This window comes from Salinarimonas chemoclinalis (assembly GCF_041514305.1).
Taxonomy (GTDB): Bacteria; Pseudomonadota; Alphaproteobacteria; order Rhizobiales; family Beijerinckiaceae; genus Salinarimonas; species Salinarimonas chemoclinalis.
Genome location: NZ_JBGMWH010000001.1, coordinates 70413 through 86816, shown reverse-complemented (window position 1 = coordinate 86816; position 16404 = coordinate 70413). Strand labels below are relative to the sequence as shown.

Annotated in this window: 14 protein-coding genes; 5 read left to right on the top strand and 9 right to left on the bottom strand. The window is 71.6% G+C overall.

Annotation, left to right across the window (positions count from 1 at the left end):
* Nucleotides 1-112: 112 nt before the first annotated feature.
* The gene (gene olsB / locus AB9M23_RS00430) at nucleotides 113-1135 is read left to right on the top strand and encodes a l-ornithine N(alpha)-acyltransferase (RefSeq protein WP_372421559.1); all 1023 of its coding nucleotides are present in this window, start codon (nucleotides 113-115) and stop codon (nucleotides 1133-1135) included.
* Between the two features lie 19 nt (nucleotides 1136-1154).
* On the opposite strand, the gene AB9M23_RS00425 is transcribed toward olsB, so the two are convergent.
* From AB9M23_RS00425 to purM, 5 genes are all read right to left on the bottom strand, one after another.
* Entirely contained in the window at nucleotides 1155-2015 is an 861-nt protein-coding gene (locus tag AB9M23_RS00425) for an SDR family oxidoreductase (protein ID WP_372421557.1), read from the bottom strand.
* Nucleotides 2016-2112: 97 nt separating this feature from the next.
* Entirely contained in the window at nucleotides 2113-3591 is a 1479-nt protein-coding gene (locus tag AB9M23_RS00420; protein ID WP_372421555.1) for a phospholipase D-like domain-containing protein, read from the bottom strand.
* A 76-nt stretch (nucleotides 3592-3667) separates the two neighbouring features.
* Nucleotides 3668-5827 (bottom strand): putative bifunctional diguanylate cyclase/phosphodiesterase, encoded by a 2160-nt coding sequence (locus AB9M23_RS00415; RefSeq protein ID WP_372421553.1) that lies wholly within the window; start codon nucleotides 5825-5827, stop codon nucleotides 3668-3670.
* A 75-nt stretch (nucleotides 5828-5902) separates the two neighbouring features.
* A complete protein-coding gene (purN, locus tag AB9M23_RS00410) occupies nucleotides 5903-6505 on the bottom strand; it encodes a phosphoribosylglycinamide formyltransferase (RefSeq protein WP_372421551.1) in 603 nt (200 codons plus the stop codon).
* Nucleotides 6502-7569, bottom strand: coding sequence for a phosphoribosylformylglycinamidine cyclo-ligase (gene purM / locus AB9M23_RS00405; protein WP_372421549.1), 1068 nt, complete (start codon nucleotides 7567-7569; stop codon nucleotides 6502-6504). The genes purN and purM overlap by 4 nt, the downstream gene beginning before the upstream one ends.
* Before the next feature lie 166 nt (nucleotides 7570-7735).
* Here purM and AB9M23_RS00400 point away from each other — a divergent pair, with 166 nt between their 5' ends.
* Both AB9M23_RS00400 and AB9M23_RS00395 read left to right on the top strand, forming a co-directional pair.
* Nucleotides 7736-8266, top strand: a complete 531-nt coding sequence (locus AB9M23_RS00400) for a CDP-alcohol phosphatidyltransferase family protein (RefSeq protein WP_372421547.1) — start codon at nucleotides 7736-7738, stop codon at nucleotides 8264-8266.
* A gap of 78 nt (nucleotides 8267-8344) precedes the next feature.
* Nucleotides 8345-8944 (top strand): NnrU family protein, encoded by a 600-nt coding sequence (locus AB9M23_RS00395; protein ID WP_372421546.1) that lies wholly within the window; start codon nucleotides 8345-8347, stop codon nucleotides 8942-8944.
* Nucleotides 8945-8956: 12 nt separating this feature from the next.
* Here AB9M23_RS00395 and AB9M23_RS00390 read toward each other — a convergent pair whose 3' ends face one another.
* Together AB9M23_RS00390 and AB9M23_RS00385 are read right to left on the bottom strand one after the other, a co-directional pair.
* Nucleotides 8957-10495: a cryptochrome/photolyase family protein gene (locus AB9M23_RS00390; RefSeq protein ID WP_372421544.1), complete on the bottom strand. Its 1539-nt coding sequence runs from the start codon at nucleotides 10493-10495 to the stop codon at nucleotides 8957-8959.
* Nucleotides 10496-10502: 7 nt separating this feature from the next.
* Nucleotides 10503-11237 carry an SDR family NAD(P)-dependent oxidoreductase gene (locus AB9M23_RS00385; protein WP_372421542.1) on the bottom strand — a complete coding sequence of 245 codons (735 nt, stop codon included), beginning with the start codon at nucleotides 11235-11237 and terminating at the stop codon, nucleotides 10503-10505.
* A gap of 161 nt (nucleotides 11238-11398) precedes the next feature.
* On the opposite strand from AB9M23_RS00385, the gene AB9M23_RS00380 reads away from it, so the two are divergent.
* Both AB9M23_RS00380 and AB9M23_RS00375 read left to right on the top strand, forming a co-directional pair.
* Complete coding sequence (locus AB9M23_RS00380) at nucleotides 11399-12253, top strand: methionyl-tRNA formyltransferase (RefSeq protein WP_372421540.1); 855 nt, start codon at nucleotides 11399-11401, stop codon at nucleotides 12251-12253.
* A gap of 341 nt (nucleotides 12254-12594) precedes the next feature.
* Entirely contained in the window at nucleotides 12595-12798 is a 204-nt protein-coding gene (locus tag AB9M23_RS00375; RefSeq protein WP_372421538.1) for a DUF2256 domain-containing protein, read from the top strand.
* On the opposite strand, the gene AB9M23_RS00370 is transcribed toward AB9M23_RS00375, so the two are convergent.
* Both AB9M23_RS00370 and AB9M23_RS00365 read right to left on the bottom strand, forming a co-directional pair.
* Nucleotides 12776-14686, bottom strand: a complete 1911-nt coding sequence (locus tag AB9M23_RS00370) for an ABCB family ABC transporter ATP-binding protein/permease (RefSeq protein ID WP_372421536.1) — start codon at nucleotides 14684-14686, stop codon at nucleotides 12776-12778. The genes AB9M23_RS00375 and AB9M23_RS00370 overlap by 23 nt on opposite strands.
* Nucleotides 14687-14719: 33 nt before the next feature.
* Nucleotides 14720-16366 carry a long-chain-fatty-acid--CoA ligase gene (locus AB9M23_RS00365; RefSeq protein WP_372421535.1) on the bottom strand — a complete coding sequence of 549 codons (1647 nt, stop codon included), beginning with the start codon at nucleotides 16364-16366 and terminating at the stop codon, nucleotides 14720-14722.
* Between the last annotated feature and the right edge of the window lie 38 nt (nucleotides 16367-16404).

Genomic DNA, 16404 nt, shown 5'->3' with positions numbered 1-16404 from the left:
GACAGGCGCAACCAATCTGTCACAATTGTGTTGAAACGCTATGGTTCAAGAGCCGAACGGCGGACGCGGCGAGAGAATCGCGACGCGGAGGATACCGCCCGACGAGGATGTGATGGCGCCGTTTCCCGCAGTCGAAACGACGTCGAGCCGGCTTCCGAGCCGCTTCGGCTTCTTGTTGACCTCTCCCCAGATCACGAGCTTCGTGCGCCCCTTCCGCAAGAAGGGCTCGGCCGCGATCGCCTTCCTGCGCGGCGCGAACGTCGACCGCGCGCCGGTGCGGCGCCGGCTCGATCCGACGCTGGGCCGCATCGGCTCGCTCGAGGTGCGCCTCGCCACCACGCCACGGGAGATCCGCGCGGCCCAGCGCCTGCGCTACAAGGTGTTCTACGAGGCCGGGGGGGCGCTGCCGCACACCGCCTCCGCGCTCGCCCGGCGCGACTTCGACGAGTACGACGCCATCTGCGATCACCTGCTCGTGCTCGATCACGCGGCGCCCTCGAACCTCGGCGAGCCGGCGCGCAAGCTGCGCGGCATTCCGGCGCGCACCGCGCACCCCGCGGTCGTCGGCACCTACCGCCTCCTGCGCCAGGACGTGGCCGAGCGGCATTTCGGCTTCTACACGCAGGCCGAGTACGACATCGCGCCGATCATCGCCGCGCACCCGGGCAAGCGCTTCCTCGAGCTCGGCCGCTCCTGCGTGCTGGAGAGCTATCGGACCAAGCGCACGGTCGAGTTGCTCTGGCACGGCATCTGGGCCTACGTCCTGCACCACCGCATCGACGTGATGCTCGGCTGCGCGAGCCTCGAGGGCACGAACCCCGAGGCGCTCGCGCTGCCTCTGTCCTTCCTGCACCACCACGCCGCCGCCGACGAGGGCTGGCGCGCCCGCGCGGTTCCCGGGCGCTACGTGCCGATGGACCGCCTGCCCGCCTCGGCGATCGACGCCAAGGTCGCGCTCCACGCCCTGCCGCCGCTGATCAAGGGCTACCTGCGGCTGGGCGCCCGTTTCGGCGACGGCGCGGTGGTCGATGTCCAGTTCGGCACGACGGACGTGCTCGTGGTGCTGCCGGTCTCGTCCATCAACCCGCGCTACGTCGCCCATTTCGGCGCGGACGCGGGGCGCCACGCCGCGTGAGCGGAGGCGGGCGCGGCGCTCAGGGGGATTCCGGCAGCGCCGCGATCCCCTCCCGATAGGTCGGATACAGCAGCTCCACGCCCAGTTCCTCCCGCAGGCGCCGGTTCGAGACGCGCTTCGAGGTGGACCAGAAGCTGCGCCCCATCGGCGACAGCTCCGCCTCCTCGAAGGGCACCTCCGGCGGGGGCTCGATCCCCGCGATCTCGGCGGCGTGGAGGACGACGTCCTGCGGCGGCGTCGGCAGGTCGTCGACGACGTTGTAGACGCGCCCCGACCGGCCCCGGACGAAGGCCGCGAGCACGGCCTGCGCGATGTCCGCCACGTGGATGCGGTTGAAGACCTGTCCCGGCTTGACGATGCGCCGCGCGGTGCCCGCACGCAGCTGCGTGACCGGATTTCGCCCGGGGCCGTAGATGCCGCCGAGCCGCAGCACGCACACACGCTTGCCCGCCCGCGCGCCGAGTGCGCACCAGGCCTCCTCCGCCGCCAGCCGATCCTCCGCGCGCCCGTGCTTGGGCGCGGTGGGCGTCTCCTCGTCGACCCAGCCGCCCCGGGCGTCCCCGTAGACCCCGATGGTGGAGAGATAGACGATGCTCTCGAGCCGCGGCGCCGCCGCGATCGCCTCGCCGTAGGCGTCGAGCGCCGGGTCGGCGCCCTCGCGCGGCGGAATCGAGAGGAGGAGATGCGTCGCCCGCGCGAGGTCCGCGGTGATGCGTGGATCGGCGCCCGCGGGCCCGAACAGGCGCGCCGAGACGCCCTCGGCCTCGAGCGCCGCCGCCTTCTCCGCGCCGCGCACCGTCCCGACGACGTCGGAGAATCCGCCGCGCCGCGCGGTCTCCACCGCGCTGTACCCGAAGCCGAAACCGAACAGCACGCTCACGCCGCTCTCCCATCGCCGATGCGGCCGGAGTGTAGTCGGGAACGCACGGGTGCGGAACCGGTCATGGGAGGCCGTCATGGGGCGCGACGCGCAAGCCTCACCTGAGCGGCGCCATCAAGGCCTCCTTCGCCCTGCGCAGCCACTTGGGCGGCCGTTCGGGGTCGAGGAGGTCGTTCTCGGCCAGGATCTCCTCCATCGGGCCGATCGGGTCGGGCTCGTAGGGAACGAGGCGGCGCCCCCGCACGCGCAGGTGCTCGATGCCGCGCATCAGGCCGTGCGCCGCGATCGCCCCGTGGACGTCCTGCGGCGCGCAGGCGAGGTGCTCGGCGAGGAGATCCGCGCGCACGGCGCGGATGCGTTCCCGGATCCGCTCCTCGTCCGGCTTACCCGCCACCGCCTCGATCGCGACGTCGCACTCCGTGTCGAAGCCCATCGACCGATTGTTGAGGTTCGACGAGCCGATGCGGATGAGCCGGTCATCGACGACGAGGATCTTGGCGTGCACGTAGATGTCCTCGCCGGCGTGCGTCACCGGCGTGTAGATCCGGAAGCGATCGTGCCGGTCCGCCGCGCGCACCACCTTCAGGAGCCGGGCGCGCGCGGTGTCCATCGTCGCCGCCTCGAGATAGCCGTCAGCCGAGACGGGATTGACGATCACGATTTCCGGTCCGTCCGGCTCGCGCAGCCGCGCGGCGATCGCCTCGGCGACGGTGCGCGAGGCGAAGTACTGGCTCTCGCAGTAGATCGTCTCGCGCGCCTCGCGGATGCAGGCGAGGAGCAGGCTCTCGACCTCGAACACGCGCGGATGGTCACCGTAGAGCGGCGCGGTTCTGGCGATGCCGACGTCGACGTCCGCGAAGGTCGGCGGCACGGTGCCGGGCCAGATCGGCTCGCGTGGCGGCGGCGGCGCGAGTTCCTCGCCGGTGGCGAGCTTCCAGCGCTCGCGGGCGTGTTCGGCGAGCGCCTTCGCGGCCTCGCCGTCGAGCGCCATCGTCGCGTCGTGCCAGGGGCCGTAGAGGCGGCCGCTCGGGCGGCGGCGGCGCGGGTCGGCGTCCACGTGCCCGCGCGTGTCCCAGCGGTCGGCGGTCATGTCGATGCCGCCGCAGAAGGCGAAGACGTCGTCGATGGCGACGATCTTCTGGTGGTGCGCCGCGGCGGGCGGGTGCGCGCCGTCGAGATGGAAGCGGATGTTGTCGCTCGTCGTCCAGTTCAGGAACATCAGCGGCGTCGAGCCGCGGCCGAGCGCCTGGATCATGCCGAGGTCCCACTTGAGCACGAAGATCCGCAGCTGCGGGCGGGTCTTGGCGATCCAGCGCAGGAACGCGCCGAGCGTGTTGGGACCCTCGAGCGTGGCGCCGTCGGGCTCGAGCTTGATGCGCAGGTCGAAGTCCCAGCCGATCAGCATGATCGTGTGGCGCGCGGCGAGCATCGCCTCCTTCACGGCACGGAAATAGTCCTGGGCGTCGACGACGAGCCCCGCCCTGTCGGCGTGCGCGATGCGCCAGCAGGTGTCGCCCGGGCGCAGGATGCCGTGAGGCGCGGGCGAGTCGTCCGTGCGCGCGGCGTTGGTCGGCATCGGTCCCTCCCCCCCGGCGCAGCGGCCGGTCCGGCGGGACAACCGGGCAGCCGCGGCGGCGGTTCCGAACGATCGATCAGGCGGCGCCGGCACGGCGTCGTGCGCCGAGCAGCGTGTCGATCTCGGCCGCCGGCATCGGCCGCGCGAGGAGGTAGCCCTGGAGCTGGTGGCAGCCGAGCGCCTGGAGGAAGCGCTGCTGCTCCTTGGTCTCGACGCCCTCCGCGGTGACTGTGAGGCCGAGCGCGCGGCCCAGATGCACGATCGAGTGGACGAGGATGGCGCTCTCGCCGGTCGCCTCCATGCTCTCCAGGAAGGAGCGGTCGATCTTGATCTTGTCGAAGGCGAAGCGGCGCAGGTAGATCAGCGAGGAATAGCCGGTGCCGAAGTCGTCGAGGGCGAGGTTCACGCCTTTCGCGCGCAGCTGCATCATGGCAGCCTCGGCGGCGTCGGCGTCCTCGACGACGACGCCCTCGGTGAGTTCGAGCTCGAGGCGCGTCGGGTCGAAGCCGGTCTCGTCGATGATGCGTCCGACCGTGTCCACGTAGTCGCGCTGGCGGAACTGGATCGGCGAGACGTTGACGGCGATTCGAAGGCCGGGCCAGCGGCGCCCGTCGAGGCAGGCACGGCGCAGAACCCAGTCGCCGAGCGGCAGGATGAGGCCGCTCTGCTCTGCCATGGCCACGAAGCGGTCGGGCGGGATCATGCCCTTCTCCGGGTGGCGCCAGCGCAGGAGCGCCTCGAGCGCCACCACCTCGTCGCGCTCGGCGGCGAAGATCGGCTGGTAGTACAGGTCGAGCAGGTCGCCGGAGATGGCCTCGCGCAGGTCGTCGGCGACGAGCTTGCGCATGCGGATCGCCTCGTCCATGCGCCGCTCGAAGAACGAGTGTCGGTTGCGGCCGTCGTTCTTGGCCTGGTAGAGCGCCGTGTCGGCGAGCCGCATCAGCGTCTCGCGGTCGTGCGCGTCCTCCGGTGCCAGCGCGATACCGATGGAGACGCCGATGGTCACGGCGTTGTGCTCGATCTCGAAGGGCTCGGCGATCGCCTCCAGGATCCGCCGCGCCAGCACCTCCGCGCCGTCGGCGCTCTTGAGGCCGGGCTGGATGATCGCGAACTCGTCGCCGCCGAAGCGCGCGAGGACGTCCGTGCCGCGCAGGTGCGACATCAGCCGCCGGGCGACCGCCTTGATCAGCTCGTCGCCGGCCTGGTGCCCGAAGGAATCGTTGACCTCCTTGAAGCGGTCGAGGTCGAGGAACATCACCGCGAGCCCCTCGCCGGTACGCGCCACGCGGGCGAGTTCCTGCTCGAGGCGCTGGGCGAAGAGGAGGCGGTTGGGCAGGCCCGAGAGCGGATCGGAGACGGCGAGCGCCTGCACGTGCTCCTGGGTCTGGGCGAGCTCGGCCGAGACGCGCCGCGCGTGCAGGATCGCGAGCGCGAGGAGGAGGAGCGCCAGCACGGCCGGGCCGATCACGAGGCCCGTGACCTTGCCGCGCCAGCTCGTGCCCGGGCGCTCGGGCGTCCAGGCGACGTGGTAGACCGCCTGCCCGTCGACGGCGGCGATGTCGAAGCCGCGGGCGGGGTCGTCGATCGGGCCTTCGCCGACCATGAAGTTGCCGATCGCCTGGTCGATCGCGAGCGCGGCGAGTTCTTCGCGGTTCATCGCCCGCAGGCCCACCGCGAGCGCACCGCCGGCGGCGTGTAGCTCCGAGATCGCGAGGACGGCGACGATCCGCCCGTCGATCGCCGCGAGCTTCGGCGGCGCCGTCCGCCGGGCGCTCGTCGCCCGCCCGTCCTGCGCGTCGAGGAGCGCGCGGCCGAGCAGATCGGCCACGATCGCCGTGTCGAGGGAGAGCACCGGCCGAACCCCAGCGCCGCGGGCGACCTCGGCGCCGACGATGCGGCCCTCGGCGTCGAGGGTGAACACCCCCGTCGCGTCGAAGTGCGGGCGCGCGAGGGCCAGGAACGCCCCGGTCTGGGCCGGCCCGAGCGGCTCGTTGCCGGCGGCGGCCTTCAGGCTCGCGTCCAGCGTCTGCCCGTAGGCCTCCAGCTGCATGCCGATGACGGCCTGCATGCGCTCGCGCGCGGCGAGCGCCGCCGCGCGGTCCGCGTCCCGGCTCACCCAGAGCAGCGCGCCCGTCGCCACCGCCACGATGACGATCAGCAGCGCCACCAGCGGCCAGAGCAGGCGCGGGAGGAAGACGCGGGTCGCCGGCGAGGGCTGGAAGGTCGGTGCGTGCATGGCCGTCCCGGGTTTCGACGGCGCATGATCCCGGTCATTCGTTCAGAAATGGTTGTAGCTGCGACTTTACATTTGTCAGTGACGCGTGGCATCGCGCAGCGTGCGGGCGACGTCCGCGAGGGCGCGGGGGTAGAGCGCGTGCTCCTGCGCGAGCACGCGTTCCGCGAGGATCTCCGGCGTGTCGCCCTGCAGAACCGGCACCCGCGCCTGGGCGATCGTCGGCCCGGCGTCGAGCTCGGGCACGACGTGGTGGACGGTGCAGCCGTGCTCGGCCACGCCCGCCGCCAGCGCGCGCTCGTGGGTCCGCGTGCCGCGGAAGGCCGGGAGGAGCGAGGGATGGATGTTGATCATCCGCCCCTCCCAGGCGCGCACGAAGCCCTCCGTGAGGATGCGCATGAAGCCCGCCAGCGCCACGAGCTCGACGCCCGCCGCGCGCAGCCGCGCATCGAGCGCGGCGTCGAAGCTCTCGCGGTCGGGATGGGCCGCGTGATCGACCACGGCCGTCGGGATTCCGGTCTCGCGCGCCCGAGCGAGGCCGGCGGCGCCGGGGCGGTTGGAGAGGACGAGGACGATCCGAGCGGGGTAGCCCGGGTCCTGCGCGGCCGCGAGCAGCGCCGCCATGTTCGAACCGCGTCCCGAGATCAGGATCGCGGTCGGCACCCGCACCTCGTCGCTCACGACGCGAGCTCGCCGTCGAAGCGCACGGGCGTCCCCTCCCCGCGGGGCTCGAGCCGGCCGATCGGGGTCGCGCGCTCGCCGAGCTCCGCGAGGCGTGCGCAGACGGCCTCGGCGGCGTCCGGCGCGACGACGCAGACCATGCCGACGCCGCAATTGAAGGTGCGCAGCATCTCTCCCTCGGCGACGCCGCCGGTGCGCGCGAGCCAGCCGAAGACCGGCGGCGGGGCGATCGTCGCGAGATCGATGCGGGCGCCGAGGTCGTCCGGCAGGACGCGCGGCAGGTTGTCCGGCAGCCCGCCGCCGGTGACGTGGGCGAGCGCCTTGACGGGGAGCCCCTCGCGCAGGAGCGCGAGCAGCGGGCGCACGTAGATGCGCGTGGGCTCGAGCAGGGCGCGCCCGAGCGTCTCGCCCGGCGCGAAGGGGGCCTCCTCGCCCCAGCCGAGACCGCTCGCGGCCGCGATCCGGCGCACCAGCGAGAACCCGTTCGAGTGGACGCCCGAGGAGGCGATGCCGACGAGCACGTCGCCCGCCGCGACGCCGCGCGGCAGCAGCATCCCGCGCTCGGCGGCCCCGACGGCGAAGCCGGCGAGGTCGTAGTCCGCGCCCTGGTAGACGCCGGGCATCTCCGCCGTCTCGCCGCCGATGAGCGCGCAGCCCGCGCGCCGGCAGCCCTCGGCGATGCCCGCGACGAGGGCCGTGCCGGTCGCCGCGTCGAGCTTGGCGGTGGCGAGGTAGTCGAGGAAGAACAAGGGCTCGGCGCCCTGCACCACGAGATCGTTGACGCACATGGCGACGAGGTCGATGCCGATCGTGTCGTGCACCCCGGTCTCGACGGCGATCTTGACCTTGGTGCCGACGCCGTCGTTCGCCGCGACCAGGATCGGGTCGACGAAGCCCGCGGCCTTGAGGTCGAACAGGCCGCCGAAGCCGCCGATCTCGGCGTCCGCGCCCGGCCGTCGGGTCGCGCGCACGAGCGGCTTGATCGCCTCGACCATGGCGTTGCCCGCGTCGATGTCGACGCCGGCCTGCGCATAGGTCATTCCCTGTTCCCGGTGCTCGGCCATGCCGCCCGTCTCCCGCCCCGCGCCCGCTCCATCCGGCTCCCGCGGGTTACAGCCCCGGGAGCAGCGGCGCAAGCGCGAGAGCCGAGCGGCGAGAGCGCTTGACCGCCGGCTCGGGCCTTCGTACCCGAGTCCGGCCACCCACGCTCGGGTGGCAGGGAGCCGCGCCGTGACGATCCCCAACCTCATCAGCGTGTTTCGTCTCCTCCTCGTGCCGGTCGTCATCGTGGCGATCCTGCAGGGGAACTGGCTCGCGGCTTTCGTGCTGTTTCTCGTCGCGGGCGTGTCGGACGGCATCGACGGCTGGATCGCGCGGCGCTTCGACATGCGCTCGGAGCTCGGCGCCGTGATCGACCCGCTCGCCGACAAGGCGCTGCTCGTCTCGATCTACGTCACGCTCGCCGTCGTCGGCGCCATGGCGGAGTGGCTCGTCGTGCTCGTCGTCTCGCGCGACGTGATGATCGTCATCGCCTATGTCGTCTCCTGGATCATGGACCGGCCGATCTCGGTGAAGCCGATCTTCGCCTCCAAGGTGAACACCGCGCTGCTGATCACCTACGCCGTCACCGTGCTCGCGGCGAACGCCTTCGCCTTCGGGCTCGGGCCGCTCGACCTCGTCCTGTCGATCGGCATCGCGGTGCTCACCGCCTTCACGCTGGCGGTCTACCTCGTGATGTGGCTGAGGCACATGAGCGCGTGAGCGCGGGCGTGCGTTCCGGCCACGGCTGCGCTAGGAGAAGGGCGCCGGCCCTACGCCAAGCCCTCCCGGAGACCGACCATGCTCATCCTGATTCTCGGCCTCGTCCTCTTCCTCGGCACCCACGCCTTCACCATGGCGCGGGGCCCGCGCGCTCGGCTCGTCGCGCGGCTCGGGGAGAACGGGTACAAGATCGCCTACTCGGTCTCCTCGCTCGTCGGCATCGTGCTCGTCAGCATCGGCTACGGCGAGTTCCGCTACGATCCCGCCAACGTGCAGATCTGGTTCCCGCCGACGTGGCTCTCGCACGTCTCCCTGCTGCTGATGGTCTTCGCCTTCATCCTGTTCGTGGCGACCTACCTGCCCGGGCACATCAAGGCGCGCGCGAAGCATCCGATGCTCGCCTCGATCAAGATCTGGGCCTTCGCGCATCTCCTGGCCAACGGCGACCTCGCCTCGCTGATCCTGTTCGTGTCGTTCCTGGCCTGGGCGGTCGCCGCGCGGATCTCGCTCAAGCGTCGCCCCGTCTCGCCGCTCGCGCCCGCCCAGGCGCTCGCCGCGACGCCCGCGGGCTGGCGCAACGACGCGATCGCGGTGGGCGTGGGCCTCGCGGCCTACGTCGCCTTCGCGTTCTGGCTCCATCCGATCCTGATCGGTGTGCCGGTGGTCGGCACGGCCTGACCGGCGCCTGGCTCACGACCCGTAGGTCGATCGGAGCGAGCCGAGGAATCGCGCCGCGTCCGCGCGTATCGCGGCGCGGCGCTCGGCGCTCATCTTGGCGAGGGTGCGATAGGGCATCGCGACGCGCGGGTTGCGCGAGAGCCGCGTCTCGTTCTCGACGAGGAAATTCCAGTAGAGATAGTTGAACGGACAGGCGCGCGCGCCCTCCTTCACCTTCGGGTCGTAGGTGCAGGCGCGGCAATAGTCGCTCATCCGGTCGATGTAGGCGCCCGAGGCCGCGTAGGGCTTCGACGCCATGATCCCGCCGTCGGCGTAGAGGATCATGCCGTGGACGTTCGGCAATTCCACCCACTCGTAGGCGTCGGCGTAGACGACGAGGTACCACTCCTCGACCTCGGCGGGGGCGAGGCCGGCGAGCAGCGCGAAATTGCCGAGCACCATCAGCCGCTGGATGTGGTGCGCGTAGGCGTGGCGGCGCGTGTCGCCGACGCATTGCGCGAGACAGTTCATCTGCGTCTCGCCGGTCCAGTACAGGTCCGGCAGCGGGCGCCCGGCCTCGAGCGCGTTGGTCTGCGCGTAGCCCGGCATCTTCAGCCAGTAGAGGCCGCGCACGTATTCCCGCCAGCCGATGATCTGGCGCACGAAGCCCTCGACGGCGTTCAAGGGCGCGCGCCCCTCGCGCCACTCCCGCTCGGCCGCCCGGCAGACCTCGTCGGCCGTGAGGAGGCCGGCATTGAGGTAGGGCGAGAGCACCGCGTGGAAGAGGAAGGGCTCGCCGGTCTTCATCGCGTCCTGGAAGTCGCCGAAGGTCGGCAGCGCCTCGGCGAGGAAGCTGCGCAGCGCGTCGAGCGCGTCCGCCCGCGTCACCGCCCAGCCGAAGGGCTCGAGGTCTCCGAAATGGTCGCCGAAGCGCCGGGCGACGAGGTCGAGCACCTCGCGTGTGATCGCATCCGGCTCGAAGCGCCGGCGTCGCGGGACGCGCAGGCCCTTGGGCAGCGCCTTGCGGTTGTCCGCATCGAAGTTCCACTGCCCACCCGCGGGCTCGCCGCCCTCCATCAGCAGCCCCGTCTTGCGGCGCATCTCGCGGTAGAAGAACTCCATGCGCAGCTGCTTCTTCTCGCCGGCCCAGGCGGCGAACTCCGCCTTCATGGCGAGGAAGCGGTTGTCCTCGCGGATCTCGACCGGGACCCCCAGCTCCTCGCGCCAATCGCGCATCATCTCGAGCACGCGCCACTCGCCGGGCTCGGTCACCACCACGCGATCGGGCGCGTGGCGCGCGACCGCGCGGGCGAGCTCGCCGGAGAAGGAGCCGGCGTTCTCGGGGTCGTCGAGGCGCACGTAGTCGACCGCGATCCCCTCCTGCGCCAACGTGTCCGCGAAGTGGCGCATGGCCGAGAACAGGAAGGCGATCTTCTGCTTGTGGTGGCGGACATGGGTCGCCTCCTCGGCGACCTCGACCATCAGCACCACGTCGCGCGCGGGATCGAGATCCGTCAGCGAGGAGATCCCCCGCGTGAGCTGGTCGCCGAGGATGAGGCGAAGCGTCTTCACGGGACGCTCAGCTCTTGACGCGCAGGGTCGAGCGCCCGCCGTCCACGCCGATCGTCTGGCCGGTGATCCAGCTCGCCTGCGGAGAGACCAGGAAGGCGGCGAGCGAGCCCACGTCCTCGCCCGTGCCGAGCCGCGGGATCGGGTGCATGCCCGCGATCGCCTGCGCCATCGTGGCGTTGGAGGTGAGCGGGCGGGCGAGATCGGTGTCGAGGAGCGAGGGCGCGATGCAGTTGACCCGCACCTTCGGGGCGAGCTCGGCGGCGAGCGCCAGCGTCAGCCCCTGCACCGCCCCCTTCGCCATGGCGACGGACGCGTGCGCCGAGAATCCCTGGTTCGCCGCCACCGTCGAGAACAGCACCACGCTCGCCCCGTTCGCCTGCCGGAAGGGCTTGAGCGCCGCCTGGATCGCCCGCGCCGCGCCGAGCGCGTTGAGGCGGTAATCGGCGAGGAAGTCCTCATCCGTGAGCTTGGCCAGCGGCTTGAGATTGATCGAGCCCACCGCGTAGACGAGTCCGCCGAGCCCCTCCCCCGCGCTCGCCTCCTCCGTCGCCCGGGCGACGGATTCCGGGTCGAGCGCGTCCGCCACCGTGTAGCCGGCGGCATCGATGGCGCGCGCGGCGTCCGCGAGCCGCGACTCGTCGCGCGCGGCGAGATGGACCCGCCAGCCCGCTTCGGCGAGCGCCCGCGCCGTCGCCGCCCCCACGCCGCCGCTGCCGCCCCAGATCAGAACCCTCGCGCTCATCGCAATCCCGCTCTCGCTCTACGGTTACGCCGCGGCTGCAAACGGCGCCACGATGCGCTAGCTATGGCGTCGAGCCGCGGGGGAAAGGGCCGATGCGACATCGCGCGCGTGGGAGCGCGCCCGGCGGCCCGCGCACGGCGACGACACGGGGGACAAGGACGATGCGCTTCGCCTTCGCGGGGATCGACTTCCTGGCGGACGCCTTCGACGGCTTCGTCGCGGGCGGCTGGGAACCGGTGGCGCTGTTCACGCGCCCCTGCGACGACGTCCACGACACCAACGTGCGGGTGGTGGCCGAGGCCCACCGCCGGCGCCTGCCGATCTCGCTCTCGCGCATCGTGCCGCACGACCTCGCGACGCTCGCCGAGATCGGCTGCGACGCGCTCGTCGTCGCGGGCTATCCCTGGCGCATCCCGGCCTGGGAGGGCACGGTGCGCTACGCGCTGAACTTCCACCCCTCGCCTCTGCCGGAAGGGCGCGGACCCTACCCGCTCTACCAGGCCATCCTGGAGGCGCGCGAGGCCTGGGGGATGAGCGCGCACGTGCTCGACCCCGACTTCGACACGGGGCCGGTGCTCGCCCGCGAGACCTTCCCGCTCTCGCCGGGCGAGACCCACGAGACGCTGCTCGTGCGCTGCCAGCTCGCCACCCGGCGCATCGCCCGCGCGCTGGCCGAGGACCTTCCCGGCGCCGTCGCCCGCGCCGAGCCGCAGGCGGGCGGGAGCTACTTCGCCCGTGCGAGCGACGCCGACCGCACGCTCGACTTCCGGCTCCCGGTCGCGACCCTGATGCGGCGCGTGCGCGCCTTCGGGCCGATCGAGACGCTGGCGCGGATCGGCCAGGGGACGATCCACGTGGCCCAGGCCCACGCCATCGCCGCCGCGCACGCCCACGAGCCGGGCCGCCTCGTCCACCAATACCGCCGCACGCTCACGGTCGCCGCCGCGGACGGCTTCCTGGTGATCACGCGCTGGAGCCCGGTCTCGCTCGACGCGGTGCGGAACTTCGGACGGTAGGGAGGGCTCGCCGGGATCTCGGTGCACGTGATCTGCGCATCAAGTTGGTGCGTGCTCCACGCTACGGGCATGCACGCCTTGACGCAGGCATGGTGACGACGTATCTACCTGATGTCTCCGCGAAAGCGGGCTTGAGAGACCACCTTCGGGTGGCAGGCCTGGGCGAGGGCGATAACAAGTCTGCTCAGGCCTCGAGGGAAACCCCGCCCCGCGCGGGGTTTTTTCGTGTCGACCGGGCGACTTCGGGGAAGCTCACGCGCCGTATCGTCGGACGGGCGGGCGTGGGGATGACGCACGCGCTTGGCGCGACATCTTCTCTGCGAGAGACGCGAGAGCCGCCGATGCCCCGCATGCGCCGCAAGGCCGACCTGCCGACGAAGACCTGCGCCGCCTGCGGCCGGCCCTTCGCCTGGCGCAAGAAGTGGGAGCGCGACTGGGAGAACGTGCGCTACTGCTCGGACCGCTGCCGCGCCGACGGCCGCCGTCGGAACCCTCCCGCCGACGACGCCCCGCCCGCTCCGGCTACTCCGCGATCGAGAGCCTGAGGGACGCGGCGCGCTCCTCCTCCGCCTTCTTCAGGAACTCACGCGCCTCGTCCGCCTGGCGCTGGCGGTTCCACATGGCGGCGTAGACGCCCTGCGCCTCGAGCAGCGCCGCGTGCCGGCCGCGCTCGACGATCTCGCCCTGGTCGAGCACGATGATCTCGTCCGCGCCCACCACCGTGGAGAGCCGGTGGGCGATCACGAGCGTCGTGCGCCCGCGGCTGACGCGGTCGAGCGCGTCCTGGATCTCCTTCTCGGTGAACGAGTCGAGCGCCGAGGTGGCCTCGTCGAGGAGCAGGATCGGCGGGCTCTTGAGGATCGTGCGCGCGATGGCGACGCGCTGCTTCTCGCCGCCCGAGAGCTTCAGGCCCCGCTCGCCCACCGGCGTGTCGTAGCCCTCCGGCAGGCTCGCGATGAAGCGGTCGATCTGCGCGAGGCGCGCGGCCTCGCACACCTCCTCCTCGCGCGCGTCCCAGCGCCCGTAGCGGATGTTGTAGCCGATCGTGTCGTTGAAGAGAACGGTGTCCTGCGGGACCATGCCGATCGCCGCCCGCAGGCTTTCCTGCGTGACATCGGCGATGTCCTGCCCGTCGATCAGGACGCGCCCGCCCTGGGGCTCGTAGAAGCGGAACAGGAGCCGCGAGATCGTCGACTTGCCCGCCCCGGAAGGCCCGACGATGGCGATCGTCCTGCCCGCCGGGACCTCGAAGGAGATGCCCTTCAGGATGGGGCGGTCCGGGTTGTAGGCGAAGCGCACGTTCTCGAAGGCGACCGTGCCCTCGCGCACGCCGAGCGGCGTGGCGCCGGGGCGGTCTTCGATCTCGGGATTGCGGTCGAGGATGCCGAACATGTCCGAGATGTCGATCAGCGCCTGCTTGATCTCGCGGTAGACCATGCCCATGAAGTTGAGCGGGATGAACAGCTGCACCAGCAGCGCGTTGACGAGCACGAAATCGCCGATCGTCGCGTTGCCGCCCATGATGTCGCGGGCGGCGAAGATCATCACGGTGGCCATGCCGATGGTGAAGATCGCCGCCTGCCCGGCGTTGAGGATCGCCAGCGAGGTGTAGGTCTGCACCGAGGCGCGCTCGTAGCGCTCCATCGAATGGTCGTAGCGCTCCATCTCGCGTTTCTCGGCGCCGAAGTACTTCACCGTCTCGAAGTTGAGCAGCGCGTCGATCGCCTTGGTGTTGGCGTCGGTGTCGCTCTCGTTCATCCGCCTGCGGATCGAGATGCGCCACTGCGTGGCGTAGTAGGTGAACGCCAGGTAGGCGATCACCATCACGAGCACGACGGCGGAATAGGCGAGGTCGAACTGCCAGGCGAGGATGCCGAGCACGAGAACGAGCTCGACGATCGTCGGGATCAGCGTGAGGATCATCAGCCGCGTGAGATCCTCGATCCCCGAGCGACCGCGCTCGAGCACCCGCGTGAGGCCGCCGGTCTTGCGCTCCAGATGGAAGCGCAGCGACAGCGAGTGCAGGTGCGAGAAGAGCTGCGAGGCGAGCTTGCGCACGGCGTGCATCGCCACCTTGGCGAAGATGCCGTCGCGCAGCTGGGTCAGCCCCGCCATCAGGATGCGCGAGAGGCCGTAGAGCACGGTCAGCAGCACCGGCGAGGCGAACAGCCAGGCCCAGGCCTCGCCGGCGGGGACGTCGGTCGCCTCGGACGCGCCGGTCACCGCCACGAGCGCGTCCGTCGCCCACTTGAAGGTGAAGGGCGTGAGCATGGTCACGACCTTGGCGAGCAGCAGCAGGCAGAAGGCGACGAAGATGCGCCGCTGGAGATCGACGCGCCCGTGCGGCCACAGGTGCGGCCACAGGCGCGAGAAGGTTCCGATCAGGCTGGCGTCCTCCCCGCCGCGGGCGGCGGGGGCGTTGGCGTCGGGCATGTGGCGGTGACGTTCCGTTACGATGTGCCGCCTCTATATGGCAGCCGCGCCACGTAAATCACCCCCTCGGCCGCCCCCGGCGAAGCTCCGGCGCAGCGCCGTCTTCTGGATCTTGCCCGTGGCCGTGTGCGGGATCTCGTCCACGAAGACGACGCGATCCGGCAATTGCCACTTGGCGAGCCGCGTCGCGAGATGGGCGAGGATGCCCGCCGCGTCGGGCTCGACGCCGGCCTTGGGCACGACCACGAGGAGCGGGCGCTCGCCCCACTTCTCGTCGGGCACGCCGATGGCGGCGGCTTCCGCGACGTGGGGATGGCCCACCGCCAGGTTCTCGAGCTCGATCGAGGAGATCCACTCGCCGCCGGACTTGATCACGTCCTTCGAGCGGTCGACGACCTGCATGTTGCCGAACGGGTCGATGGTCGCGACGTCGCCGGTGTCGAAGAAGCCGTCGCGGTCGAGGATCGGCTCCTCGCGGTGGAAATAGGCCTTGGCCACCGCCGGCCCGCGGACCTTCAGCCGCCCGAAGGCCCGCCCGTCCCACGGAAGCGCGCGGCCCTCGTCGTCCTCGATCTTCATCTCGATGCCGAAGAAGGCGTGGCCGGCGCGCTCCTTCACGTCGAGCCAGGCCTCCGGGTCGAGGTCGCCGTAGTCGGGCTTGAGCGAGCAGACGGAGCCGAGCGGGCTCATCTCGGTCATGCCCCAGGCGTGCATCACCTCGACGCCGAAGCGGTCCCGGAACGCCTGCGTCACCGCCCGCGGGCAGGCGGAGCCGCCGATCACGACGCGATCGAGGTGCGGCAGCGCCGTGCCGGTGGCGTCGAGATGCTGGAGGAGGGAGAACCAGACGGTCGGCACCGCGGCGCTCACCGTCACCTTCTCGGTCACGAGCAGCTCGGCGAGCGCGGCGCCGTCGAGCTTCGGGCCGGGCATGACGAGGGTCGCGCCCGCCATCGGCGCCGAGAAGCCGAAGGACCAGCCGTTGGCGTGGAAGAGCGGCACGACGGGCATCGCCACGTCCCGCGCCGAGAGGCCGAGCGCGTCACGCTGGTTCGCCGTCATGGCGTGGAGCACGTTCGAGCGGTGCGAGTAGAGCACGCCCTTGGGCTCGCCGGTCGTGCCCGACGTGTAGCACAGCCCCGCCGCGGCGGTCTCGTCGAGCGCCGCCCAGGCGAAGTCGTCGTCCGCCTCGGCGAGATAGTCCTCGTAGGCCACCGCGTTGCGCAGGCGGGTTTCCGGCATGTGCGCGGCGTCGGTGAGCACGACGAAGCGCGCGATCGCCGGCAGCCGCTCCTGAAGGCGCTCCATCAGCGGCACGAAGGTCAGGTCGAGGAACAGCAGCCGGTCCTCGGCGTGGCTCGCGATGTAGACGATCTGGTCCTCGAACAGGCGCGGGTTGAGCGTGTGGTAGATCGCGCCGATCCCGGTGATGCCGTACCAGGTCTCGAGATGGCGCGCCGTGTTCCAGGCGAGCGTCCCGACCCGGTCCCCCGCCCGGACGCCATCGCGCGCCAGCCGCTTGGCGAGGCGCAGCGCCCGCGTGCGGATCTCGGCGTAGGTCGTGCGCACGATCGGCCCCTCGACGGAGCGCGAGACGACCTCCCGCCCGCCGTGCTGGATCGCCGCGTGGTCGATGATCTCGTGGATGAGCAGGGGCCAGTCCTGCATGAGGCCGTGCATCGGCGTTCTCCCTCGCGCGCCCTGTGGCCGGGCGTTCT